This is a genomic window from Geothrix oryzisoli (genome assembly GCF_022808865.1).
In the GTDB taxonomy this organism is placed as follows: Bacteria; Acidobacteriota; Holophagae; order Holophagales; family Holophagaceae; genus Geothrix; species Geothrix oryzisoli.
This window is the reverse complement of sequence record NZ_JAKZLB010000001.1, coordinates 100,711-123,141: the sequence shown is the minus strand read 5'-3', so window position 1 is coordinate 123,141 and position 22,431 is coordinate 100,711. Positions and strand designations below refer to the sequence as shown.

Annotated in this window: 23 protein-coding genes and 1 tRNA gene; 11 read left to right on the top strand and 13 right to left on the bottom strand. The window is 69.1% G+C overall.

Features of this window, described 5'->3' with window-relative positions; all coding sequences use genetic code 11:
* The first annotated feature begins 159 nt into the window (after positions 1-159).
* From aroF to MLE43_RS00530, 4 genes are all read left to right on the top strand, one after another.
* Positions 160-1,191: a 3-deoxy-7-phosphoheptulonate synthase gene (aroF, locus tag MLE43_RS00545; protein ID WP_243300674.1), complete on the top strand. Its 1,032-nt coding sequence runs from the start codon at positions 160-162 to the stop codon at positions 1,189-1,191.
* Between the two features lie 38 nt (positions 1,192-1,229).
* Complete coding sequence (gene secG / locus MLE43_RS00540; protein ID WP_243300673.1) at positions 1,230-1,574, top strand: preprotein translocase subunit SecG; 345 nt, start codon at positions 1,230-1,232, stop codon at positions 1,572-1,574.
* A 66-nt stretch (positions 1,575-1,640) separates the two neighbouring features.
* A tRNA-Leu gene (locus MLE43_RS00535) sits at positions 1,641-1,726 on the top strand.
* A 93-nt stretch (positions 1,727-1,819) separates the two neighbouring features.
* Positions 1,820-2,911, top strand: coding sequence for an A/G-specific adenine glycosylase (locus MLE43_RS00530; protein WP_243300672.1), 1,092 nt, complete (start codon positions 1,820-1,822; stop codon positions 2,909-2,911).
* Here MLE43_RS00530 and MLE43_RS00525 read toward each other — a convergent pair.
* From MLE43_RS00525 to MLE43_RS00500, 6 genes are all read right to left on the bottom strand, one after another.
* Complete coding sequence (locus tag MLE43_RS00525; RefSeq protein ID WP_243300671.1) at positions 2,880-3,863, bottom strand: GHMP family kinase ATP-binding protein; 984 nt, start codon at positions 3,861-3,863, stop codon at positions 2,880-2,882. The genes MLE43_RS00530 and MLE43_RS00525 overlap by 32 nt on opposite strands.
* Positions 3,864-3,865: 2 nt before the next feature.
* Entirely contained in the window at positions 3,866-4,579 is a 714-nt protein-coding gene (locus MLE43_RS00520) for a tetratricopeptide repeat protein (RefSeq protein WP_243300670.1), read from the bottom strand.
* Between the two features lie 75 nt (positions 4,580-4,654).
* On the bottom strand, positions 4,655-5,374 hold the full coding sequence (gene pal, locus MLE43_RS00515) for a peptidoglycan-associated lipoprotein Pal (RefSeq protein ID WP_243300669.1): 720 nt from the start codon (positions 5,372-5,374) through the stop codon (positions 4,655-4,657).
* Positions 5,375-5,440: 66 nt separating this feature from the next.
* Positions 5,441-6,721, bottom strand: a complete 1,281-nt coding sequence (locus tag MLE43_RS00510) for an LpqB family beta-propeller domain-containing protein (RefSeq protein WP_243300668.1) — start codon at positions 6,719-6,721, stop codon at positions 5,441-5,443.
* 56 nt (positions 6,722-6,777) lie between these two features.
* On the bottom strand, positions 6,778-7,140 hold the full coding sequence (locus MLE43_RS00505) for an NUDIX domain-containing protein (RefSeq protein ID WP_243300667.1): 363 nt from the start codon (positions 7,138-7,140) through the stop codon (positions 6,778-6,780).
* Positions 7,137-7,946, bottom strand: a complete 810-nt coding sequence (locus tag MLE43_RS00500; RefSeq protein WP_243300666.1) for a ribonuclease HII — start codon at positions 7,944-7,946, stop codon at positions 7,137-7,139. The genes MLE43_RS00505 and MLE43_RS00500 overlap by 4 nt, the downstream gene beginning before the upstream one ends.
* Positions 7,947-8,151: 205 nt before the next feature.
* On the opposite strand from MLE43_RS00500, the gene MLE43_RS00495 reads away from it, so the two are divergent.
* Positions 8,152-10,200: a S1 family peptidase gene (locus tag MLE43_RS00495; protein WP_243300665.1), complete on the top strand. Its 2,049-nt coding sequence runs from the start codon at positions 8,152-8,154 to the stop codon at positions 10,198-10,200.
* A gap of 204 nt (positions 10,201-10,404) precedes the next feature.
* Here the strand turns inward: MLE43_RS00495 and MLE43_RS00490 are convergent, their stop codons facing one another.
* The 6 genes from MLE43_RS00490 to MLE43_RS00465 are packed head-to-tail and all read right to left on the bottom strand — an operon-like array spanning position 10,405 to position 15,771.
* On the bottom strand, positions 10,405-11,076 hold the full coding sequence (locus MLE43_RS00490) for a glycosyltransferase family 2 protein (protein WP_243300664.1): 672 nt from the start codon (positions 11,074-11,076) through the stop codon (positions 10,405-10,407).
* Positions 11,073-12,872 (bottom strand): M61 family metallopeptidase, encoded by a 1,800-nt coding sequence (locus MLE43_RS00485; RefSeq protein ID WP_243300663.1) that lies wholly within the window; start codon positions 12,870-12,872, stop codon positions 11,073-11,075. The genes MLE43_RS00490 and MLE43_RS00485 overlap by 4 nt, the downstream gene beginning before the upstream one ends.
* A gap of 20 nt (positions 12,873-12,892) precedes the next feature.
* A complete protein-coding gene (locus tag MLE43_RS00480) occupies positions 12,893-13,594 on the bottom strand; it encodes a TetR/AcrR family transcriptional regulator (RefSeq protein WP_243300662.1) in 702 nt (233 codons plus the stop codon).
* Positions 13,595-13,653: 59 nt separating this feature from the next.
* Positions 13,654-14,250, bottom strand: coding sequence for a tRNA isopentenyl-2-thiomethyl-A-37 hydroxylase MiaE (miaE, locus tag MLE43_RS00475; protein WP_243300661.1), 597 nt, complete (start codon positions 14,248-14,250; stop codon positions 13,654-13,656).
* Complete coding sequence (locus tag MLE43_RS00470) at positions 14,247-15,095, bottom strand: EamA family transporter (protein WP_243300660.1); 849 nt, start codon at positions 15,093-15,095, stop codon at positions 14,247-14,249. Before MLE43_RS00470 ends, miaE begins: the two co-directional genes overlap by 4 nt.
* Positions 15,096-15,117: 22 nt before the next feature.
* On the bottom strand, positions 15,118-15,771 hold the full coding sequence (locus tag MLE43_RS00465; protein ID WP_243300659.1) for a DUF2520 domain-containing protein: 654 nt from the start codon (positions 15,769-15,771) through the stop codon (positions 15,118-15,120).
* Positions 15,772-15,840: 69 nt separating this feature from the next.
* On the opposite strand from MLE43_RS00465, the gene MLE43_RS00460 reads away from it, so the two are divergent.
* Positions 15,841-16,542, top strand: coding sequence for a hypothetical protein (locus tag MLE43_RS00460; RefSeq protein WP_243300658.1), 702 nt, complete (start codon positions 15,841-15,843; stop codon positions 16,540-16,542).
* Here MLE43_RS00460 and elbB read toward each other — a convergent pair.
* The gene (gene elbB / locus MLE43_RS00455; RefSeq protein ID WP_243300657.1) at positions 16,539-17,216 is read right to left on the bottom strand and encodes an isoprenoid biosynthesis glyoxalase ElbB; all 678 of its coding nucleotides are present in this window, start codon (positions 17,214-17,216) and stop codon (positions 16,539-16,541) included. The two genes, MLE43_RS00460 and elbB, sit on opposite strands and share 4 nt — an antisense overlap.
* A 75-nt stretch (positions 17,217-17,291) precedes the next feature.
* Between elbB and MLE43_RS00450 the strand changes: the two genes are divergently transcribed.
* Genes MLE43_RS00450 through MLE43_RS00430 form a run of 5 tightly spaced genes read left to right on the top strand, consistent with a single transcriptional unit; the run spans position 17,292 to position 22,422 of the window.
* Complete coding sequence (locus tag MLE43_RS00450; protein ID WP_243300656.1) at positions 17,292-18,449, top strand: pyridoxal phosphate-dependent aminotransferase; 1,158 nt, start codon at positions 17,292-17,294, stop codon at positions 18,447-18,449.
* Between the two features lie 26 nt (positions 18,450-18,475).
* The gene (locus MLE43_RS00445; RefSeq protein ID WP_243300655.1) at positions 18,476-20,497 is read left to right on the top strand and encodes a DUF4178 domain-containing protein; all 2,022 of its coding nucleotides are present in this window, start codon (positions 18,476-18,478) and stop codon (positions 20,495-20,497) included.
* Positions 20,497-20,676, top strand: coding sequence for a hypothetical protein (locus tag MLE43_RS00440; RefSeq protein WP_243300654.1), 180 nt, complete (start codon positions 20,497-20,499; stop codon positions 20,674-20,676). Before MLE43_RS00445 ends, MLE43_RS00440 begins: the two co-directional genes overlap by 1 nt.
* Entirely contained in the window at positions 20,676-20,894 is a 219-nt protein-coding gene (locus MLE43_RS00435) for a DUF350 domain-containing protein (protein ID WP_243300653.1), read from the top strand. Before MLE43_RS00440 ends, MLE43_RS00435 begins: the two co-directional genes overlap by 1 nt.
* Positions 20,887-22,422: a polyamine aminopropyltransferase gene (locus MLE43_RS00430; RefSeq protein ID WP_243300652.1), complete on the top strand. Its 1,536-nt coding sequence runs from the start codon at positions 20,887-20,889 to the stop codon at positions 22,420-22,422. Before MLE43_RS00435 ends, MLE43_RS00430 begins: the two co-directional genes overlap by 8 nt.
* Positions 22,423-22,431 lie beyond the last annotated feature (9 nt).

The window sequence follows — 22,431 nt, the reverse complement described above, 5'->3', positions numbered from 1 at the left end:
CGTCCTCCTGTCCAGGCAGCGGGTCCGCCCGGGCGGTAGAATCTGGATTCCTTGTGAGGCCGCATGCTCATCCTCCTCGCCCTGCCGGGCTCAGACCTCGGGGACAGGAAACCGCCCTCCCTCATTCGCCCGATCCTCTCCCCCCGCTAGGAGATCCGCGTGCTCATTTTGATGGAACCCACCGCCACCCGCGACCAGGTGGGCGAAGTCTTGGCTTTGCTGGAAGGCGCCGGCATCCGCGGACAGGTGAACGAGACCCCCGAGGCCCTCAGCATCGTGGCGCCGAACGCCTCCCGGGCCCTGAAGCCGGATCGCATCGAACCCATGGCAGGCGTCCGGCGGGTGGTGCCCATCACCAGTCCCTACAAACTGGCCAGCGCCGATGCCGTCACGGGCCGCACGGTGGTGGAGGTGCGTGGGGTGAAGATCGGCGGCCCCGAGCTGGCCCTGGTGGGTGGCCCCTGCGGCGTGGAGAGCCGCGAGCAGCTCTTCACCGTGGCCCGCTATGTGGCCGAGGCCGGCGTGAAGCTGCTGCGGGCCGGCGCCTTCAAGCCCCGCACCAGCCCCTACGCCTTCCAGGGACTTGGATTGGAGGGCCTGCGGCTGCTGGAAGCGGTCCGGGCCGAGTTCGATCTCGGCATCGTCACGGAGGCCACGGAGGTCGAAACCTTCGATGATGTGGAGCGCAGCGCCGACATGGTGCAGATCGGCGCCCGCAACATGCAGAACTTCGCCCTGCTGCGCCGGGCCGGCCGCTGCGGAAAGCCCGTGCTCCTCAAGCGCGGCCCCTCGGCCACCCTGGAGGAGTGGCTCTATGCCGCGGAGTATGTGCTGGGCGAGGGCAACCGCAACCTGGTGCTCTGCGAGCGGGGCATCCGCACCTGGTCCGATCACGCCCGCAACACGCTGGATGTGAGCGTGGTCCCCGCGGCCAAGGCCCTCACCCACCTGCCCGTCATGGTGGATCCCAGCCACGCCACGGGGCGCCGGGACCTCGTGATCCCCTGTGGCCTGGCCGGAGTGGCCGCGGGCGCAGACGGGCTGCTGGTGGAAACCCACTGCAACCCCGAAAAGGCCCTGAGTGATGGCCCCCAGGCCCTGCTGCCCTCGGATTTCATCCGCCTCGTGGAGCGCGCCCAGGCCGTGCACCGGGCCCTGCAGGCGCCCAGCCTCACTGGGCTCTGGATGTAACGCCATCCCCGTGCCAGACTAGGTGGTTCGGAGTTTCCATGAATGGCCTCGCCCTCGCACTTCTGATCCTCTTCGGTGTCCTGCTCATCGGGACGATCCTGCTGCAGCCCGGCACCAAGGGCGGCCTCGGCGCCTCCTTCGGCGGCGGCGGGGCGAACTCCGCCTTCGGCGCCCAGGGCGCCACGCCCTTCCTCTCCAAAGCCACCTACTGGCTCGCCGCCGGGTTCCTGGGCACCACGCTGCTCATCGAAATCCTGATCATCCGCGGGAACCGCTCGGTCCTCGAGAAGATCTCCGACAAGCCCGCGGCCACCGCCCCGGCGCCGATCGCGCCCGTTCCCGCACCGGCTCCTGCGCACGCGCCGACTCCCGGGAAGAAGTAGGTCCGCCTCGCGCGAAACGAGGCATTGACCGCGTCCGCGCTTTGAGTGAAGATGATTGTTCCACGTGCCCGCGTGGTGAAATTGGTAGACACGCCATCTTGAGGGGGTGGTGGCCACAAGCCGTAGCAGTTCGAGTCTGCTCGCGGGCACCAACAGAAAGAGCGCCGGTTCCGGCGCTCTTTTGCTGTCTGCCGTCAGCTATCGGCCACTGAAAGCCGACAACCGATAGCTGATAGCTTCAATCCATGCCCTGGCCTGCCGCTTCCGCCCTCCTCGCCCCCCTGGCCCCCTGGTTCGAGGCCGTGCGGAGGGACCTGCCCTGGCGCGCCCCGGACCTCGATGCGCCGCACCCGGACCCCTACGCGGTGCTGGTGTCGGAGTTGATGCTCCAGCAGACCCAGGTGGCCACAGTGGTTCCCTACTTCATCCGCTGGATGGCACGGTTCCCCACGATCAGGGCCCTCGCGGAAGCCGACGAGGACACGGTCCACAAGGCCTGGGAGGGCCTCGGCTACTATCGGCGGGCCCGGTTCCTGAAGGCCGCCGCCAGCCGCATCGCCGCCGAGGGCTGGCCCGGCGATCTGGAGGGCCTCACGGACCTTCCTGGGCTGGGTCCCTACACCGGCGCCGCCGTGGGTTCCATCGCCTTCCAGTGGCCGGCCCCGGCCCTGGATGGCAACGCCTTCCGGGTGCTTGCCCGGCTGCTGCTGATCGAAGGGGATCCCAAGGCCCGGGCCGCGGAGCTGCGCGGCTGGCTCGTTCCCGCCCTGGAAGCCCATGGCCCCTCCCGCATGACCCAGGCCCTCATGGAGTTGGGAGCCACGGTCTGCGCCCCCACGCCCGCCTGCGGGGGCTGCCCGCTGGCGGACCGCTGCCGCGCGCGGCAGGCCGATCGCACCGGGGAGATCCCGCCGGTGGCCAGGCGGACCCCGCCGAAGGCCTCGGCCCTCTGGCTGCTGGCTCTGGAAGCCGAGGGCCACCTGCTGCTCCAGGCTCCCGCCGCCAAGGGCCTGCTGGCGGGCCTCTGGCGCTGGCCGACGCTGGATGCGGAAACGGTCCCCGCAACCCCCGGCGCACCGTCGCTCATCGCCTGGCCCGGCTGGACCCAGGTCTACACCCACCGCCGCGAGAGCGTGAGCCCCTTGTTCCTTCGCGTGGAAGCGCGCTTCACGGCAGCGGACGGCCTGCGCTGGATTCCCCGGGACGAGCTCTCCGCCCTGCCGCTCGGCAAGCGGGACCAGCGCCTGCGCGATCTCATCGCCACCCCGGGACAACGGCCTCTGGAGGCCCCGGATCCCGCCGTCCTCACCCGAGCCTGTGCAGCCCCTTCGGCGTGATCCCCAGGTCCAGGGGCGGCAGGTCCATGGCCCGCAAGGTGGCTTCGGCGGCCTCCCGACAGCCATCCTTCACCACCAGCAGGCAGCAGCCGCCACCGCCCGCCCCGCAGGGCTTCATGCCTGCGTACCAGCCCTCCCGGTGGCCCCGGTCCCGCACCGCGCGCATGGCGTCCGTCTCCACGGCCGGTGACAGCCGCACCCGGGCCTGGCCTTCCCGCTCCAGCAGCACCGCCACTTCGGCAGGATCCGACGGCAGCGCCCGCGCCATCTCCCGGGCGATTCCCCGGATGTCGGACAGGGCCTGCCGCGTCTGGCGGTCGCCCTCGATGAACCGCTTGTAGGCCTCCCAGTTGGTCATGCCGGAGTGGTGCGGCTTGCCCGTGTAGAACACCACCAGATCCGCCAGCAGGCGCGGATGGGGTTCCAGGCGCTCCCAGCGCGGGTCGGGACCGTCCCAGTGCAGGGCCAGCGCTCCGCCCAGGGCGGCCGGGTAGTAGTCCTGCCAGCCCGCCGGGGTTTGAAGTTCCCTGCTTTCCATGTCCCGCAGAATCGGAACCTTGCGCGCAAGATCTTCACCGGCCTCCTCGCCCAGCGCACTGCCCAGCAGGCCCACCCCCAGACAGGAGGAGACCCCCAGCCCTGAGCCTTGGGGCACGGGGCTGTGGATGGAGATGGCCGCCGGCGGCGCGCCCGACCCGTCCAGCACGCGCCACACCCAGGACAGGCCATGGGGCGCCTCCGCGGGCCAGGACTCGAAGGCCGAGTCGAGGCCCAGGTCGCGGCTGGTGATGCGGTGCCCGGGGCCGCTGCGCACGACCTCCAATTCGATCCACAGGTCCACGGCGGCATTCACCGTGAGGCAGCCGCCCATCATGGCGTAGATGGGCCACAGGTCGAGGGTGCCGCCCGCGAAGTCGATGCGGACGGGTACGCGCCAGATTTCCGGGGTCACGCTCAGAGCCCCAGATCGCTCAGTTCCTGCTGGGCGGTGCGGGCCTCGGCGCTGCCGGAGAAACCGTCCACCAGTTCCCGGAAGGCTTTCACGGCCGCGGGCTTCAGGCCCTGCTTGAGGAGGCATTGGGCCCGCTTCAGCTTGGCGGGCAGGAACTGGGGCGAAGCGGCGTGATCCTTGATGATGCGATCGAAAGCCACCTGGGCCTTGTCGAAGGCCCCCAGGTTGTAGTGGCAGAGTCCCAGGAAGAAGAGGGCGTCCGGGCGCTTCGCACTCTGGGGATAGGTCTTCAGGAACTGGCCGAGGCCCTCGGTCGCCAGGGGGTAGTTGCCGCGGTTGTAGTCCAGCACGGCGGCATTGAAGGCGCGCTCGTCTTCGGAGGCCTGGGCCGCCGGTGGCGCCTCGGCGGCCGGCCGCGTCCCGGCCCGCGGCAGGCTGTTCAGCCGGTTGTTCAGCACCCGCGTGGTGTCCTGGACCTGGCGCAGGCTCTCCTGCAGATCTGCCTGGAAGCGGCGGTCCTGGGCCCGGGCCTCCTGCGCGGCCTTCTGCTCGGCCTCGGCACGCCGGTTCCCGTCTTCGGCCTGCTGGCGCAGCTTGAAGACTTCGAGCTTGAGGTCGCCCACTTCCTGCTCCACGCGTCGAAGCTGGTCTTCGGAACTGCATCCGAGGGTGAGGAGGGCGGTCAGGGCCGGAAGGAGCAGCGTGCGGGCATTCATGGGACCTCCGGAGTTCCTTCCCATCCTAAACGAAAAGCGGGGGCCGGAGCCCCCGCTTCACGGAATGCGGAATGCTTACTTGAGCTTGAACTCGCCGCGGCGGTTCTGGCTCCAGCAGGCCTCCTTGGCCTCGGTGCAGAGGGGCTTCTCCTTGCCATAGCTGATGGTGGTGAAGCGGGCCTCATCCACACCCAGGGTCTTCAGGTAGGCCAGGGCGGCGGCGGCACGGCGGTTGCCGAGGGCCAGGTTGTACTCGTTGGTGCCGCGCTCGTCGCAGTGGCCTTCGATCTCGACCTTGGCGGCGGGGAAGGCCTTCATGAAGTCGGCAATACCCTGGAGGAGGGCGCGGTCGCCTTCCTTGATGTCGGACTTGTCGAAGTCGAAGTGGATGGTCTTGAGAGCGGCATCGGCAGCCTTCTTGAAGGCGGCAGCCTTCTCGGCCTCGGCGGCGGCGGCCTTGCGGGCAGCCTCGTCGGCAGCGGCCTTGCGGGCGGCTTCGTCAGCAGCGGCCTTGTCGGCGGCAGCCTTGTCGGCGGCGGCCTTGTCGGCGGCATCCTTGTCGGCCTTGGCCTTGTCCCAGCCGTCATACCAACCCTGCAGCTTGTGCGGGTTTTCCTTGTCGCTCAGGTAGGGGTTGGTCGTGCGGGCCTTACCGTCCTTGAACGCCTGGTAGCCCTCATTGAAGGCCGCCTGGGTCTCCTGCTTGATCTGCTCCGCCGTCTTGGGGGGCTTGCAAGCGAGGCTGCCGAGCGTGAGCACGATAGCGGCAGGGACGAGGTAGGTTCCGTATCTCATGGGATTGTTCCTCCTGGATGAGCCTGAGTATAGAAGGACTGTACTCAGGAAATTGTCATTTATTTTTCAGCGGCCTCGGGTCCACTTGGGGCTTTGGCAGCCGGGAAGGTCCGTCATCCGGACCACCTGGCGACCCGAAAGATCCGTAGTGAATAGCTGCATCGAGCCGAACCGGTTGCTCGTGAATACAAGCCGGCGCTCATCTGGAGACCAGGCTGGCGACTCCGAAGTGCTCACGCCCGTGGTGATCTGATAGGCCTTTCCTTCTCCCAATTTATAGATAAAAAGATCGAACTTGCCCTCGAATCGTGACACATAGGCGATCATCGCTCCGTTGGGGCTCCACGCCGGACTGGCGTTGTAGGTGCCTTCGCCGGTCAAGCGGCGCAGATTCGAGCCATCGTCCTGCATGAGGAACACCTGGGGCCCGCCCTCGCGATCTGACGTGAAGGCGATCTGAGTGCCGTTGGGATTCCAGCTAGGTTCAGTATTGATGCCATTACCGTCGGTCAGACGGCGTGTGCGTCCGGTTTCCAGGTCCAGCACCATGATATCGCTGTTGCCGCGGCGGTCACCCTGGACGAAGGCCAGGCGGCGGCCATCCGGGGACCACGCGGGCGAGGTGATCATGCCCCCTGAGCCACTGGCGGGGTACAGCTTCTGGTGGGCGCCATCCCGGTGGCGCTGGCCCCAGATCTCGGGCGCTCCGCCCTTGTAGGTGACATAGGCCAGTCGGCCATCCGCGGCCACGGAGGGCGACAGGGTGAGGCTGCCGTGCCGGGTGAGCTGGACCAGGTTCGCTCCGTCGCGGTCGATCTGGAAGAGCTCCTTCACGCCCGGGGCCATCTGCCGGATGAAGACCACCCGGCTGGAAGCCACCCCCCGCTCGCCGGTGAGCCGGGCGACGAGGTCATCGGCGAGCGCATGGGCGAGGCGCCGGAGCGGCACCATCCGCTCGGCCTTGTAGGGCTTGGTGAAGACGGACTTTTCCGCCGCCGTGTCGAGCGCCGAGGCCTCGAGCTGGAGCTCGCCCACCGCGGCCCGCGTGAGCCGGACGCTCAGCAGCCACTGGGCGCCGGCTTCCTTCCAGGCCTTGGCCGGGGCGCTTTCGGCGGGCAGTCCCTCCTGGAGCACGGCGAAGACGCCCGTCTCATCCAGGTCGCGCTTGAGCACGGCCGTGAATTCCGTGGCCACCTGGGCTTCATCGATACCGGAGACCTTGGGCGGCGCCATACCCAGGACCAGCTTGGCGCTGCTGGAGGCGCTCAGCACCACCTCGGTCTGCTGGGCCTGCAGGGCCAGCGCGGCGAGGGCGAACAGGAAGGTCCGAACAAGGAATCGCGGCATGACAGCTCCGGGCCTGGGCAAAAGTCCAGCCTATCAGATCGGGTCGTGGCCCCCAGTCAGCGGGCCGTGGCCAACCAGCGGATGAGCTCACCGTTGGCCGGCGGAATGGGCAGGTGCGCCATCTCCCCCGGGGTGAACCAGCCCCAGGCCAGGTCCGTGCGCGGCCGGTCCGGCCCTTCGACCAGGAACGGATGAAGGCGTACGGGACCCTCGATGACCGGCAATTCGGTGGCCGCTTCGAACACCACCCCGACTTCCTCCCGAAGCTCCCGGCGCAGCGCGTCGAGGGGCGTCTCCAGAGCCTCCACCTTGCCCCCCGGGAATTCCCAGAGACCCGGCATCACCGGATTCGAGGCTGCCCTGCGCTGGAGGAAGCAGCGCCCGTCCCGGCAGATCAGGGCCAGCGCGACCTCGGTCATTCGAGGCCTTCCGCGCTGGCGAACTGGGCCAGCCGATCCGCATAGCGGCGGCGCAGGGTCTCCACCCACACCAGCTTCAGGCGGCCGTAGGCCGGCCGAAGGTCGCTCACCACCCAGGCCTGCAGTTCCACCACGCTGGCGCAGCGATCGAGGCTGTGATGCAGGGCGTCCCGCAGGTCCTCATCCACGCGCTGGAGCGCGGCCACCGGCGCATAGCTGATGCGGTGGACGGGGGACACCCCCAGTTCCGCGATGCGGGCCCGGTGCAGGGCCGTGCCATAGCCCTTGTGCTGGCCGAATCCGTAGCCGGGCTGCTGCTCCTCCAGGGCGATCATGAGGGCGTCCCGGTGGGCCTTGGCCAGGATGCTGGCCGCCCCGATGGCGCAGCTGATGGCGTCGCCATCCACCACCAGGCGCTCCGGCAGGCCGGTTCTCGGTCCGCGGTTGCCATCGATGAACAGGATGCGGGGTCTCAGGGACAATTCCTTCACGGACTGCCGCATGGCCATCATGGTGGCCTCGAGAATGTTCTCCCGGTCGATGGCCATGGCCTCCACCTCCGCAATGCCGTAGGCCGGCAGGATGGCCTTCAGTTCCGCCGCCAGGACCTCGCGCTTCTCGGGCGTCAGCTGCTTGCTGTCCCGGACGCCGATCAGCACATGCCGCCACCGGCGGACGGTGTCCGTGTCCAGCACCGCGCAGGCCGCCACCACGGGGCCCGCCCAGGCGCCCCGGCCCGCTTCATCGATGCCGCCCCAGGCCACGCCCGGTGGCACGTTGCCCAGATCCCAATCCAGAGGGTTCACCGGATCACCAGAGGGAATCCGGGGCCTTCCGCCGGCCGGAGCGAAGGTTGAGTTGTTCCAGAATCGTCCATGTCCATGGATCCAAGGTACCGCGAATTCACCGGGGCCCATTTGAGATACACTGCGGACATTCAAGGCCAGTAAGCATAGGTGCCACGCCCTCAGGCTGGATGAAGGTTTGTCCCCCATCATTCACGGATGCCCCATGAGATACCTCGCCGCCCTCCTTTTCCCGGTCCTGGTTTGCCTCCCCGCCCTCAGGGCCCAGGAGACTGCCCTCGCCCCGGCCGTCAAGGCCCGGGTCACCGAATCGAGCTTCGAGGTGGTGGTGCTCCGCCCCGATCCCGACAAGGATCCGGTCTCCTACGAGAAGGAGCTGCCCTGGGATCTGGTGCCCTTCAACATCCGCAATGACCGCTACATCTCGATCGGCACCGCCTTCGCGGTCTCGAAGACGGAGCTCGTGACCGCGCACCACGTCTTCCAGCCGGTTCACGCCTCCATGGGCTATCAGACCTGCTACATCCGTGACGCCAAGCAGAATGTCTGGGAAGTGGACCAGGTCGTCGCACTCGACGAGCAGCGGGACATGATCAAGTTCACCGTCAAAGGACGGACCTTCGACCGGTGGCTGGAACTCCGCAACGGATTCCAGGCCGGCGAGACCGTATTCACGGTGGGGAACGCCTACGGGGAGGGTCTGGTCATCCGCCCGGGAGAGGTGATCGGCACGCTGCCGGAGCCTCTGCGTGGCGCCTGGAACCTCCTGAAGAGCAGTGCGGGCGTGAACCCCGGCAACTCCGGCGGTCCGCTGGTGGACCCCCAGGGCCGCGTGGTGGGCCTGGTCCAGGGGAAGAAGGACAACATCTGCTACTCCCTGCCGACCGAGGAACTGAAGGCTGTGAAGGCCAACACCGCAGCGTTCTTCAACAAGTTCACCTTCGCCTTCGCCCTGCTGCCGGAAAAGTCGAAGGCGCTCGACCGGGCCTTCAACCTCCCCCTGCCCCGTCCCTACACCGAACTCCGCAAGGAGCTTGCGGCCCGGGCGGATGCGTTCAACACGCAGGCCATGGATGACCTGTTCACCAGCCTCGGAGCCGACCTGTTCCCGGGTGGCGAGGCCAGCGAAGCGGCCATCGCGGACATCCCGAGCAGCGGCGATCCCGAAGTCATCTTCCGCGACAAGACCACCAAGACCTGGAGCCTGTCCGGCCTGGAGTACAAGAGCAACGAGATCCCCAAGAACGGCCGCCTCTGGTACGCCGAGGCGAACGGTGTGTACCTCTTCAAGATGCGCCGTCCGGATGGAGTCGCCCTCGGCGACCTCCTCACCAAGCCGAAGGTCACCATGGACCTGCTGCTCAAGGGCGTCCAGGTCCAGCGAACCGTCGGCGGGCAGGACATCCGCGTGACCTCCTTCGGCCAGCCCTACCAGGTCAAGCCCCACACGGACCGCTTCGGCCGCGCCTGGCAGGAGGCCCTCTGGTTCACGCCCTACGATGATGGCTCGGTCATCACCTACACCACCCTCGTCCCCTCGGGGGTGGTCATGGCCGTCAAGTTCACGAATTCCTCATCGCTGAATTCCTGGCTCTATGACATGGCCAAGTTCCTGGATTACACCTACGTGCCCTACGGCGGCAAACTCAGCGACTGGGTGGAGTATCTCCAGCACCGGGATCAGCTTCCCGCCCCCCTCCGCACCATGGCGTTCTCCTTCAAGGAGGGCAAATCCCTGCATCTCCAGGCCCTCTGGGCGAAGCTGGACCTGGATGCCTCCCAGGTGGCCCTGTCGCCCAAGGACTTCCTCATCCTGAACATGGGCTTCTCGCGGAAGGGGCAGGACGTCGCCTGGGACCTGCGCCGGGTGAGCATTTCCGAGGACGAGGAGGACAACTACTTCGTCGTGCTCAAGCACATCCATCCCACCTCCGGCATGCCGGAGAACGACCAGAAGCGTTGGAAGGAGATCGCCAAGCAGCGGCATCCCTACACCCAGCGCACCTTCGAAGAGGACGGCGCCAGCCGGATCGCAGCGGTGCATCCCGCCTTCCTGAAGCCCGGGACAGCTCCGGTCGATGGCTCCGAGCTGTTCACCTTGTATCTGGCCCGGGTGGGCAAGGTGGAGGACAAAGAGATGCAGACCCGGATCCAGGCGCTGCTGCGGGCCGTCACTCCTGCAAGTGGAGCCCCGGCCCTGCCGGTGGTGCAGGTGCAGGGCCACGCGGCGGTCACTTCGGCCACCGCGCGCTGAGCCTGCAGGCAGCCCCATCCCCAGGAGGCGCCACGCCGATCGGGAGCGACCCTGGCGCTGTGCCGCAGCGCCAGGGCGCCGGTGGCCCGGACACCTCGACCCTTGAGTGGTCCCCAGGCGATCAGTCAGGTCAACCCGGATCAGGACCGCGTTTGGCGCTGCGGGGCAGCGTCAAACGACAAGGCCTGACCGGGCTGAAGCCCGCTAGCACTTCAGGGATTCCCAGGCGATGAGCCAGGTATCCATCACACCCCTGAAATGGCTTCTCGCCGGACCTGGCTGGTAGATGGCCCGGATGGGCACATGCGCCCAGCGCAGCCGCCAGTCCGCAGCCTTCATGGCGATTTCCATTTCGATGGCGAAGCCGGTGGCGCGAAGCTCCAGCCGGTCCAGCACCTTCTTCCGGATCAGGCGGAAGCCGCTCTGGCTGTCCTCCCAGGTCACCCCCGCAATGCGGCCCAGGGTCCAGGTGCCCAGCGCGTTGGTCCGCCAGCGCTTGGGGGGGATCTTGGCCCGATCCAGCAGCCGCGACCCGATCAGGAAGTCGGTGTCCGGATGCAAGGCGAGGTGGTCCAGGAACCGCTGGAAGTCGGCCGGGTCATGCTGGCCGTCGGCATCCAGGAACAAGTAGAAATCGAAGTCGTCGGAGCGCAGCCGGGCGATGCCCGCACGCATGGCCTGGCCTTTGCCGCCGCCCTCCCCAGACTCCAGGCGCAGCACCTCGGCGCCATGGGCGGCGGCTGTGGCGCCCGTGGCATCGGAGGAGCCATCGTCCACCACCAGGATGCGGTGGAGACCGAAGGGCCCCAGACCCGCGAGCACCGGTCCGATGTGGTCGGCCTCGTCGTGGGCGGCGAGGATCGCGGCGATCCTCACCGGCGCACGCCCCGCTTCACGGGTGCCGAGGGATGGGACTGGCCATAGGAGGTCGCGAAGGCGGCCCGCTGCGTGGGTCCGGCCTGCGCTTCAGGCACCAGCCGGAAGGTGCGCTCGGGGCTCTCGACCACCGGCAGGTCGACCTCGAAGACCCGTCCCCGGTCGGCCGCCAGCACCCTCACCTTCGCGCCGGGACCCGGCTCCGCAAGGCTGCGCTGGGCTTCCGCCGCAGTGGTGGTGCGCCATCCGTCCACGGCGAGGAGCTCCATGCCGAAGCTGAGGCCTGCCCTGGCCGCGGGGCTCCCGGGGATGACGTTCTGGATGGTGGGTCCGTTGGAAGCCAGCACGAGGCCCGTCCAGGCGCGTGCGCGACGCTGCGCCGCGGGGTCCTTGGCCTCCTCGGCGGAGAGGGCCTCCCAGGGGGCCCGGGCCTCCATGGCCAGGCCGAAGGCTTGGCGCAGGGGTGTGGCATCCAGCTCGGCCCGACCGGAGATGTAGGCATCCCAGAAGGGCGCGGGATCCTTTCCCGAGAGTTCCTGGAACGCCCGCCGCACATCCGCGTCCGTCAGGCCGGCTTCGCCGTGGCGCGTCCAGAGCCGCGCGAAGAGGTCCGCCAGGCCTGCCTTCCCCCGGCTCCCCTCGCGGAGGGTGGCATCCATGAGCCAGGCTGCCATCTCGCCCTTGTCGTAGTAGCTGACGGAACTGTTCGGGCTGAACTCGTGCTGCTTGTAGAAGCGGATCCAGGCATCCCAGCTGGATTCCTCCAGGCTCTGCTCGAGCCGCCCCGGGCGCTGCACCTGCTCGCTCCAGCACTTGGCCAGCTCCTTCGAGGTGTGGGCCCAGGGCACCACGCCGGCCCGCAGCACGATCACATGCTCCATGTACGAGGTGAGCCCCTCGTGGAACCAGAGCATCTTCGTCGGGTTCTCCCGGCTGTAGTCGAAGGGCCCGAGGATGGGGTCGTGGAGCCGCTTCACGTTCCAGGCATGGAAGAACTCGTGGGCCACCAGCTGGTACAGGGCGTAGTAGCCCTCGACCCGGTCGAAAGCATGACTGTCCGCAATGAGGCTGGTGCAGTCTTTATGTTCCAGCCCTCCGCGCAGCTTGGGCGTGAAAGTGAAGAAGAAGACATACCGATTGAAGGGGAAGCCGCCGAAGATGGCGCCCGCGGCCTCGACGATCTTCCGGGTGGCTTCGGCCATGCGGCCTTCCTCGCCGTTGTGGCGACCCGTGAACACCAGCTCGAAGGTGGTACCTCCCGCTTCGAAGCTGCGGGTCCGGAACGCACCCAGCTCGAAGGGGGAATCCACCAGCGTGTCGAAGTCCTTCGCGAAGTGGGCGCCCTGCTTCCGGGGCAGGGCCGTGGCCACCTTCCAGTCGCTTGGAAAACCCTCGAAGCGCACTTCCACCGGCCGGTCCAGCTGGCCCTCCAGGTAGAGGAAGGTGGCGGCGGGAATGATCTGGGCGTGGGTGGCATCCACATGGTTGGTGCGCACGGTGAGGTCGTTCCCGTACACGCGGTAGCGGAGCGTGAGGTCGCCCTTCGAGGCCGGCAGCTGCCAGCGCTGCTTGTCCAGCTTCTCCAGGGGGCGTTCCCTCCGGCCCTCCTGCAGGCGCACCCGGTCCACGAACCGCGCGTAATCCCGCACGAGGTACGAGCCCGGCGTCCAGGCCGGCATCGCCACCACCGCCCCGGAAGCCAGGGCCTCGGTGGGAAGCGTCAACTCCACCTCGAAGAGGTGCTGGAACAGATCCAGCGGACGGAGGATGGCCCGGATCGGGGCGGGCTTGGCCATGATGTCCTTCCTCAGATCGCTCAGCCCTGCACGCCGTGGAGCCAGCGGTTGGCCACCCACCGCACTTCCTCGCTGGAGATCTGGTACTGCGGATCCCGGAGTTTCTCCTCGATGAGCGCACCCACCAGGGAGGTGAACAGCAGCACCTCCTTGCGCGCCTGCTCCAGGCCGGTGCCGAACACATGGTTCATGAAGAGCCCCAGGGGGCTCAGGCCCTTCTCCACGAGGGGCATGAGGTCGCGAAAGCCGGAATCCGGAGAGGGCACCGCAATGGAACGCAGGATGAAGCCCGTGAATTCCTGGCTTTCCAGGAGCAGGTCCAGGTAGGCCTGGACCAGCCTCACACAGGCCTCGTCGATGGCCTTGGCGCCCCGGATGGGGGCCGCCAGGAACGGCTCGACCAGGGCCTGGATGCGCACGGCCATGGCCGAGAGCGAAACGAGGCAGAGCTGGCGGAAGAGACCTTCCTTGCTGCCGAAGTGGTAGTAGAGGGTGGGCTTCGAGACCCCCGCCTCCTCGGCCACCTCCTTCACCTGCACGCCGTCGTAGCCCTTGGCCGCGAAGTGGGAGAGGGCCGACAGCAACAGCCGGGCCTTGAGGTCGCCGCCCTCGCTGAGCCGCGCCAGCGCCTGGTGGAAGCTCGCGCCGGCATGGGCCCCGAGCGCGTCGGGTCCGAAGACCGGCACCATCTCTTTGAGACCATGGTCGGGAACTGTGGACATAGCGTGCCTCGGGGGACGCTCCAGGATGCCACGGTTGGGCTTACCTCTGGTTAAGAGACCTAGTGGACCGCAGATCTCCACGGCAGGGCCAGGATCGTCTCCGCCTCCCGGTCCAACCACCAGTCCAGGCGCTTCCGGGCCACTTCCCGGCCGAACCGGTCCTCGGCCAGGCTCAGGTAGGCGTGGGCGTGGCCCGCCTCGCAGCGCTCCAGCTCCAGCAGGAAGGCCAGCCAGGGGGCGGCTCCCAGGGCCGGATGGCCGGCGGCGGCGCGTTCCAGCAACCAGAGCCGCTCGCAGCTGCGGGCCTCGATGAGGGCGGCGATGAGCAGCTGATCCAGCAGGCCCTTCGACACCAGCTGGTGGAGCCCCTGGGCGTAGGCGTTCCCCCGGTCGGGCCGCAGGGTCCAGCCGAAGTCCTGGATCCCCTCCAGAACCCGGCGGTAGTGGTCCAGCTCCTCGTCCGCCAGGCGGGTCAGCAGTCTGGAGGCGTGGGCCTGGTCGCCCAGGTGCCGAGCCAGGTTCATGGCCGTGAGCGCCGCCTTCTTCTCGCAGTGGGCATGGTCGGACAGCAGGGCCTCCGGATCTGCCAGGGCCGCCTCAGCCCAGGCGGCGGGGGTTTCGGCCCGGAGGGCCAGCGGCGGCGTGAAGGTGGTCATGGCCGAACTCCAGAGAGACCATTCAACCCGAGGGCGCAGGCGAGGACCGCCCCGCCGGCGGCCAGTCTCGGCCAGTCCACGGCTTCGCGGAACACCAGGCCCGAAGCGAGGATCGCCAGCGGGATCTTCATGTTGTTGAAGACGGCCAGGGTGCCGATGTCCGTCCGGCGTGCCCCGGCGTTGAAGAGGAAGAAGCCCAGCCCCGAGGCCACCGCACCCAGGTAGACCAGCACGCCCACCTGCCGCAGGCTCATGGCCTGCACCTTGGCCCACGGGATGGATGGCGCGGCCATGGCCACAGCCACCGCGGAGGCACCCAGATACAGAAGGCCCATGAGGTCCCGGTCCCGCTTGCCTGAGGCCGGTGCCAGCTTCCGGTAGAGCACCTGGCCCAGGGCGAAGCACAGGTTCGCCCCCTGCATCAGCAGGAAGCCCAGCAGGATCCCCTTCCGGCCCAGGCCGGACCCCACGCAGATGCCCGTCCCCAGCACCGCCAGGGCCGCCGTGAGCAGGAACAGCCAGGAGAGCCGCCGACGCAGGACATCGGCCGCGAGCGTCACGAACAGGGGCGTGAAGATGGTGAACAGGGCCACTTCGGAGGACTGCAGCCAGCGGAACGAGGCGATGTACAGGAGGTACATGAGGCCGAACTGGAGGGCCCCGATGCCCGCGAAGGCGAGCACCTGCCTCCGCGACAACCCCCTCGCGTCCAGAAACGGGAGGAACACCAGGGCCGCGAGGAGGGTCCGCACGGCCGTCACGAAAGGCGCCCCCAGGTCGCTCACCTGGGCCGTGAGGCCGAAGGACAGGGCCCAGATGATGGAGACGATGAGCAGCAGGGACATGGCGCTCCGCGGTTTCGTGGATTCAGTCGAGGCTTCGCCCCAGTCTAAGGAAGATCCCGCGCCACGGTTCCGGGAGGGCCTCCGCATCCCGGGCGATGGTGGCCTCGTCGCCCCTGACGAAGGGTCCGGTGCGCCCGGCGGCACCGAGGGCGGTCACGTTGCGCAGGGTGGCCTCGGCCAGCGGCAGCAGGCCCCGGCCCGGCAGGGCCACGCCCCGGGCGCGCAGCAGAGCGTCCGCCCCCAGCCAGAGCGAGGCCGCGTGGCCCGAGGTGAGCACGGCCGCCGCGTGGTAGAGCGGCTTCAGGTCCGCAGGCAGGTCGAAGGCCGCGAAGCCCAGGTCGCCGAAGGCCCGCCGCAGGAGGTCCGGCACGGCCCCGGTGATGGCCAGGGGCGTGCCCGCCCAGTCCCTCGCCTCGCCGTCGAAGCTGGTGAGCGGGTGGGCGCAGGGCACTCCCGGCAGGTGCAGGCTCCCGGCCAGATGCACACAGCGGCCGGGAAAGGCCTGGGCCACCTCGGCGATCGCGCGATCCGGCACCGCGAGAAGGACCAGCCCGTCCGGCCGGGCGCCGTGATCCAGCAGCGCCACCCGCGCCCCCCAGGCCGCCGCCAGGGCCCGACCGGCGCGGCCCCGCCCCAGGATGGTGAACTCGGGAGTCATGGGGACAGTGTGGCGCAAAACGGTCCCCAGGCCTCAGCCTTCAGTCCGGACTCCGGACACCCGACTCGATTCCCCTAAACTCTCCCCATGCCCCGCACCTCCCCCGCCCCCTGGGCCCTGCCGCCTGAGATCCCCTGGTCGCGGTTCCTGCGGATGCTGCGGCATCCGGAACCGCCCCGGGGCTGGCTGGAAGCGGCGGCGGAACTGCCTGAGCTGCGGAAGCGGCCCCTGCTGCTGCGCTGGATCGCCCAGCACCCCAAGGCCACGGCCCACCTGCGGTCCTCGCTCATGGGGCGCCTGCCCTGGCGGGCCCTGGCCACAGTGGCGGTGGATGCGGCCGCCCATCCCCAGGCTCGCCAGCAGGCCATCGAGAAACTCCAGCAGCTCTGGAGCGTCATGACCACAGGTGAGCGCCGCAGCCTCGCGCTGCACGCGCCCCGGCCCTTGTGGTCCCTCGTGTGGCGGGCCCCCGACAGCGGCGTACTGGCCGCCTTCCTCCAGAACCCGAAGCTGGGGATGGAAGCCCTGGTGGCCCTCATCCAGCCACCCTTGCGCCCTGCCCAGACCGAGGCCCTGGCCGCCTCCCGCTGGCGCGAGACGGGCCCCGTGGCCGACCAGGTGCTGCGCGCCCTGGATCGCAGCCTGGCCCTGCCGGACTCCGGCCTGGCGCTGGGTCACGCGGTGCCCTGGATCAGGGCCATGGAGGAGGAAGCCCGCATCCTCGCCGCCAGCAGGATCACGACACCCGCCCTCCGGCGGATGGTGCACCCGCGGCGGGAACTCGGCTAGCAGCGCTTCAGGATCTCGGCCACGCAGCGCTCGATCCCCACCCACACATCGCTCAGCCTCGCATCATCAAACATGTAGGCGGGCGTGGTGACCAGCTTGTGGGCCTCGTCGATCACGATCTCCCGGGAGTTCGGGGTGTCCTTGTGGTGCTGGCCCAGCTGGTTGACCGCGGTGGCGCAGCCGGCGTCGTTCCCCAGCGTGAGGTCGACGGACGCCTTCCCTGAGAGCGCCAGGGCGACCAGGGCCGGGGCGATGCAGATGGCGCCCACGGGCTTCCTGGCCTCGAAGAAGGCCCGCACGAAGGTCGCCACGTCGGGCCGCACCTCGCCCTGGGCGCCCTTGAAGGCGAAGGTGCAGTGGTTCTTGGCCACCCCGTAGCCGCCGGGCATCACGAGGGCATCGAAGTCCGCGGCCTTCGCCTCCGCCAGGTCCAGGCACTGGCCCACCCGGGCGATGCGGCTCGATTCCTCCAGGATGTTGCGCCGCCCCCCCGGCACGGGCTGGCCCGTGGCGTGGTTGATCACGTGGTGCTGATCGGCATTGGGCGCGATGCACTGGAAGGCCGCCCCATGCTGATCCAGGGCCAGGAGCGTGAGCACCGCCTCCCGCACCTCTGCGCCGTCCAGGTGGCCGCAACCGGCCAGCAGCACCGCGACCTTGGGGGTCTTCGCCATGGGAGCCTCCTGATGGATGGGTCGATTATCCACCCCGGGAACAGGGCCCCCAGGCAATTCGTCTACCCTGGTCCCATGCGCCTGTCCGCCCGCCTTCCGCCCAGCTTCGAGCCGAACGCCCTGTCGGCTCGGCTGTCGCAACTGCGCTCGGAAGGTCGGCCGGTCCTCGATCTGACGGGATCCAATCCCACCCGCTGCGGATTCGCCTACCCCGAGGCGGACCTCCGCGCGGCCCTGTCGGCCCCCGCCGTGCTGGGCTACGATCCCGACCCCCAGGGCTCGCAGATCGCCCGCGAGGCCATCGCGGCCCACCACGGGCACAGCCTGCAGGCCGGGGAGCTGCTGCTCACGGCCTCCACCAGCGAGGGTTACGGTCTGCTGTTCAAGCTGCTGGGCGATCCCGGCGACGACGTGCTCGTTCCCAGTCCCAGCTATCCCCTCTTCGACTGGCTGGCCCGGCTGGAGGGCCTGCACGCCCGCCCGGTACCTTCGTACTTCCATGACCGCTGGCATCTGGATCTCGGCGCGCTCGAAGCGGCGGCGGGCCCCCGGACCCGGGCCATCGTGGTGGTGAATCCCAACAATCCCACCGGCCACTTCCTGTCCAGGGCGGAATGGTCCGCGCTCACGGATCTCTGTGCGAGGCTCGGCCTGGCCCTCCTGGTGGACGAGGTCTTCGCGGACTACGCCCTGGAACCACCCGCCGACCGCCTGGCCACGGCCCTCCTGGATCCCGACCCGCCCTGCCCGGTCCTCCTGCTCTCGGGCCTCAGCAAGGTGGCGGCCCTGCCCCAGCTCAAGCTCGGCTGGATCGCCGTCCGCGGGCCCGGCGCGGCGGAAGGCCTGGAGGCCCTGGCCTTCCTGGCCGACCAGTACCTGTCCGTGTCCGCTCCCGTACAGGCCGCCGCCCCGACCCTGCTGGCCCTGGCCCCCGGGATCCGCCAGCAGGTGCAGATCCGCCTGCGGGCCAACCTCGCCGCCCTGGACGCGACCTTGACCGCCCATCCCCACCTGTCCCGGCTGCCTGTGGAGGGCGGCTGGTCCGTTCTGCTCCGCCGGCCCGCCGTGGACGAGGATGGGGCCTGCGCCCTGCGCCTGCTCGAACGGACCGGTGTCCTGGTGCATCCCGGCTCATTCTTCGACCTTCCGGGCGACGGCCACCTGGTGCTGAGCCTCCTCACTCCGGAAAAAACCTTCCGGGATGGACTGGGCCGCATCTTCCCCTGCCTCTGACCGACCTGCATAATCACCGGGACCCCATGAGCCCCCTCGCCTCCTGCCCCAGCTGCGGTGCCTCCCTGAGCTTCCGGCCCGGGACCATGGTGGCCGTCTGCTCCTATTGCAAGGCCCTGGCCGCCCGGCGGGACCGCGATCCCGAACTCATCGGCAAGGTGGCCGACCTGGTGGACACAGGCTCGCCGCTGGGCCTGGGCGCCACGGGCCACTACACGGGACGCACCTTCACGCTGGCCGGCCGCGTGCAGCTCAAGCATCCGCTGGGCGGCGTCTGGGACGAGTGGTACCTGGCCCTGGACGATGGGCGCTGGGGCTGGCTGGCGGAAGCCCAGGGCCGCTTCTACCTGACCTTCACCCAGACGCCCCACGGCGTGCTGCCCGCCCCCGCGGACCTGCAGGCCGGCGGGCTCGCGGACCTGGGTCCCGACGGCCTCTGGACGGTGGGCGAGGTCAGCGAGGCCGCCTTCCACAGCGCCGAGGGCGAGATCCCCTGGGCCGTGGAACCGGGCGCCACCTACCGCTACGCGGACCTGTCCGGCCGCAGCGGCGCCTTCGCCACCCTGGACTACGGCGAGGATCCCCCCCTCTTCTTCCTGGGCCGGGAGGTGTCCCTGGCCGACCTCGGCATCCAGGGCGGCACGAGGAAGCCCCCGAAAGCGGGCGCCCAGAGCCTCAACTGTCCCAAATGCGGTGGGGCCTTGGCGCTCCGGGCGCCGGACCAGACCCTGCGCGTGGGGTGTCCCAGCTGCGGCAGCCTGCTCTCGGCCGAGGGCGGCAAGCTCGCCTTCCTCAAGAGCCTGAAGCAGCCGCGCCAGGATGTGGTGATCCCGCTGGGCGCCGCAGGCACCCTGCGCGGCGAGTCCGTCACCTGCATCGGGCAGCTGCGGCGAAGCTGCACCATCGAAGGCACGGCCTATCCCTGGAACGAGTACCTGCTGCTGGACAGCCGCCACGGCTTCCAGTGGCTGGTGCAGAGCGACGGCCACTGGAGCCTGGCCGTGGCCGTGGCGCCGGGCGAGGTTCCCCAGGTCCGCGACGGGCAGAAGAACCTCTGGACCCAGGGCCACAACTGGCGGCGCTTCCAGGATGTGGAGGCCGTGGTCGAAGGTGTGTGGGGCGAGTTCTACTGGACCGTGGAACAGGGTGAGCGGGTGGAGGTCTCCGAGTTCGTGGCCCCGCCCCGCAGCCTCACCCGGGAACGCCAGGCCCACCAGGGCGGGGGCGGCGAGGTCAACTGGAGCCTTTCGACCTACCTGGAACCCGGGGAAGTCTGGGCGGCCTTCCGCCTCGAGGGGGCGCCGGCCGCGCCCACCGGCATCGCCTCCTTCCAGCCCAACCCCCACAAGGTCGCCCTGGCGAAAGCCGCCCCCTGGCTGGTGGGCGCCCTGGGCCTGTTGCTGCTGCTGGTGATGGCGGAGTCCATCACGCACCGGAACACCGAGCTGTTCCGGCGGCAGTTGGATCTCTATGACCTGACTCCAGCCCTGCGGCAGATTCCTGGCGACTCCGCCCGACCCGGCCTGCCCGCGCGTCGGGGTGCGGGCCCCGCGACGCCGGCACCTGAGGCCCAGGAGCCGGTCTTCTTCTCGGACCCCATCGAGATCAAGGACAGCCACCAGAACCTCGCGGTCACCCTCAGTGCCCCCGTCAACAACAGCTGGGTGGGCGTGGAGGGCGCCCTGGTGAGCGAGACCACCGGGGTGGCCGAGCTCTTCCTGGTGGAATCGAGCTGGTACCACGGCGTGGATGGAGGCGAGTCCTGGTCCGAGGGTGGCCGCACCGACACGGTGTTCCTCAGCGCCGTGCCCGCCGGCACCTACGTGCTGCGCCTCGCACCCCAGTGGGACGGGAAGGTTCCGCCCGTCAGGGCCATCGATGTGCAGCTCCGCCAGGGCGTCATGCGCTGGCTGTACCCGGGGCTCGCCCTGCTGGCCATCGTCCTGGTGCCCCTGCTCATGGTGTTCCGCCTGGCGGCCTTCGAAAGCCGGCGCTGGCAGGAGAGCATGTACGCGCCGAGTGCGGCCGCCTCCGGGAGTGACGACTGATGCGCATCCTCTATCTGCTCTTCCTCGGCGGCGGCTTCAGCCTCATGGTGGCCAACGGCTTCCTCGGCCGGGAATTCTTCGGTAACCGGCGCCGCGCCGACCTGCCACCCAGCGTGCGCCAGACCCCGGGCGCCTACCGCACCTTCCTGCACAACAACGGCTTTCACGGAGGCAAGTGATGTTCACGGACCAGCTGCTCCACCAGCTTCTCGTCGCCGCCATCTTCTCCGTCCTGGGCCTCGTCATCCTCGGCGTGGTCTGGCTCGTGCTCGTGAAGATCCTGCCCTTCTCCCTCCGCAAGGAGATGGAGGACGACCAGAACGTGGCCCTCGGCATCGTCCTCGGCAGCCTCATCCTGGGCATCAGCCTCATCATCGCCGCCGCGATCCATGGGTGAGCCCGGCCCTGAGGCGCCGCCATCGACCCTCAAGGCACCCCTGCTGTTCATCAGCGTGCTGCTCATCGCCAGCTGCGGGCTGATCTACGAGCTGGTGGCGGGGACGCTCTCGAGCTACCTGCTGGGAGATTCGGTCACGCAGTTCTCCACGGTGATCGGCGTCTACCTCAGCGCCATGGGGCTGGGTTCCTACCTGTCGAAGTTCCTCCAGCGGGGGCTGGCGCGGCGCTTCGTGGATCTGGAGCTGGCGGTGGCGCTGGTGGGCGGGTTCTCGGCCCCCATCCTGTTCCAGGCCTTCGCCCACACCCATGCCTTCCGGGTCGTGCTCTACGGCGTGGTGATGGCCGTGGGCACCCTGGTGGGGCTGGAGATCCCCATCCTCATGCGCATCCTCAAGGACCAGGTGCGCTTCAAGGACCTGATCGCGGGTGTGCTCACCCTCGACTACGTGGGCGCCCTCTTCGCCTCCCTGCTCTTCCCGCTGCTCTTCATGCCCAAGCTCGGCCTGGTGCGCACGAGCCTCCTCTTCGGCCTGCTGAACGCCGCCGTGGGCCTGTGGTCCACCTACCTGCTGGTCTCCCAGCTGGGCCCCACCCGGCTGATCCGCCTGCGCTGCCTGGCCATCATGGCCCTGCTGGCCGTGGGACTGGTGTTCGCCGGGAGGTTCACACTGGTCCTGGAAGAGGAGGTCTTCGCGGACGAGATCGTCTACGCCAAGGACAGCGCCTACCAGCGCATCGTGCTCACCCGGGGCCGGGGCAGCTTCCAGCTCTTCCTCAACGGGAACCTGCAGTTCTCATCCGCCGATGAATACCGCTACCACGAGGCCCTGGTCCACCCCGCGTTCGCCCTCAGGCCCGAAGCCAGGCGCGTGCTCATCTGCGGCGGCGGCGACGGCCTCGCCGTGCGCGAGGTGCTGAAGCACCCTTCGGTCCAGGAGATCGTGCTGGTGGACCTGGATCCCGCCATGACCGACATGGCACGGCAACAGCCCATGGTGCGCCAGCTCAACGGCGCCTCCCTGGACGACCCCCGCGTGAAGGTGGTCAATGCGGATGCCATGGTCTGGCTCCAGGAGACGACAGGCCCGCCCTTTGACATCGCCCTGGTGGACTTCCCGGATCCCAACACCTATGCGCTGGGGAAGCTCTACACCTCGCGCTTCTACCGGCTGCTGCAACGCCGCCTCGCCGACGATGCCATGGTCGCCGTGCAGAGCACCTCTCCGCTGATGGCCCGGGAGTCCTTCTGGTGCATCGCCGCCACCATGGAGGCAGCCGGCCTGAAGGTGCATCCCTACCACCTGGCGGTGCCCTCCTTCGGCGTCTGGGGCTTCGCCCTGGCCTCGAAGCGCGATTTCGGGATCCCCACCCACGTGCTGCCCGGCCTGCGGCACCTGTCGGACGAGGCCACCGCCGCCATGTTCGCCTTCCCCCGGGACATGGATCGCGTGCCCACCGAAGTGAACCGCCTGGACAACCAGGTGCTCGTCCACCTCTACGCCCGGGAGTGGCGGCGGTGGTCGTGAGTCCACGGC

What these genes read in the sequence shown, in the direction of transcription:
- secG (WP_243300673.1), top strand. Translation starts at nt 1,230, where the DNA reads ATGAATGGCCTCGCCCTCGCACTTCTGATCCTCTTCGGTGTCCTGCTC.
- MLE43_RS00530 (WP_243300672.1), top strand. Translation starts at nt 1,820, where the DNA reads ATGCCCTGGCCTGCCGCTTCCGCCCTCCTCGCCCCCCTGGCCCCCTGG.
- MLE43_RS00520 (WP_243300670.1), bottom strand. Translation starts at nt 4,579, where the DNA reads ATGAATGCCCGCACGCTGCTCCTTCCGGCCCTGACCGCCCTCCTCACC.
- pal (WP_243300669.1), bottom strand. Translation starts at nt 5,374, where the DNA reads ATGAGATACGGAACCTACCTCGTCCCTGCCGCTATCGTGCTCACGCTC.
- MLE43_RS00510 (WP_243300668.1), bottom strand. Translation starts at nt 6,721, where the DNA reads ATGCCGCGATTCCTTGTTCGGACCTTCCTGTTCGCCCTCGCCGCGCTG.
- MLE43_RS00505 (WP_243300667.1), bottom strand. Translation starts at nt 7,140, where the DNA reads ATGACCGAGGTCGCGCTGGCCCTGATCTGCCGGGACGGGCGCTGCTTC.
- MLE43_RS00495 (WP_243300665.1), top strand. Translation starts at nt 8,152, where the DNA reads ATGAGATACCTCGCCGCCCTCCTTTTCCCGGTCCTGGTTTGCCTCCCC.
- MLE43_RS00485 (WP_243300663.1), bottom strand. Translation starts at nt 12,872, where the DNA reads ATGGCCAAGCCCGCCCCGATCCGGGCCATCCTCCGTCCGCTGGATCTG.
- MLE43_RS00480 (WP_243300662.1), bottom strand. Translation starts at nt 13,594, where the DNA reads ATGTCCACAGTTCCCGACCATGGTCTCAAAGAGATGGTGCCGGTCTTC.
- miaE (WP_243300661.1), bottom strand. Translation starts at nt 14,250, where the DNA reads ATGACCACCTTCACGCCGCCGCTGGCCCTCCGGGCCGAAACCCCCGCC.
- MLE43_RS00470 (WP_243300660.1), bottom strand. Translation starts at nt 15,095, where the DNA reads ATGTCCCTGCTGCTCATCGTCTCCATCATCTGGGCCCTGTCCTTCGGC.
- MLE43_RS00460 (WP_243300658.1), top strand. Translation starts at nt 15,841, where the DNA reads ATGCCCCGCACCTCCCCCGCCCCCTGGGCCCTGCCGCCTGAGATCCCC.
- elbB (WP_243300657.1), bottom strand. Translation starts at nt 17,216, where the DNA reads ATGGCGAAGACCCCCAAGGTCGCGGTGCTGCTGGCCGGTTGCGGCCAC.
- MLE43_RS00450 (WP_243300656.1), top strand. Translation starts at nt 17,292, where the DNA reads ATGCGCCTGTCCGCCCGCCTTCCGCCCAGCTTCGAGCCGAACGCCCTG.
- MLE43_RS00445 (WP_243300655.1), top strand. Translation starts at nt 18,476, where the DNA reads ATGAGCCCCCTCGCCTCCTGCCCCAGCTGCGGTGCCTCCCTGAGCTTC.
- MLE43_RS00440 (WP_243300654.1), top strand. Translation starts at nt 20,497, where the DNA reads ATGCGCATCCTCTATCTGCTCTTCCTCGGCGGCGGCTTCAGCCTCATG.
- MLE43_RS00435 (WP_243300653.1), top strand. Translation starts at nt 20,676, where the DNA reads ATGTTCACGGACCAGCTGCTCCACCAGCTTCTCGTCGCCGCCATCTTC.
- MLE43_RS00430 (WP_243300652.1), top strand. Translation starts at nt 20,887, where the DNA reads ATGGGTGAGCCCGGCCCTGAGGCGCCGCCATCGACCCTCAAGGCACCC.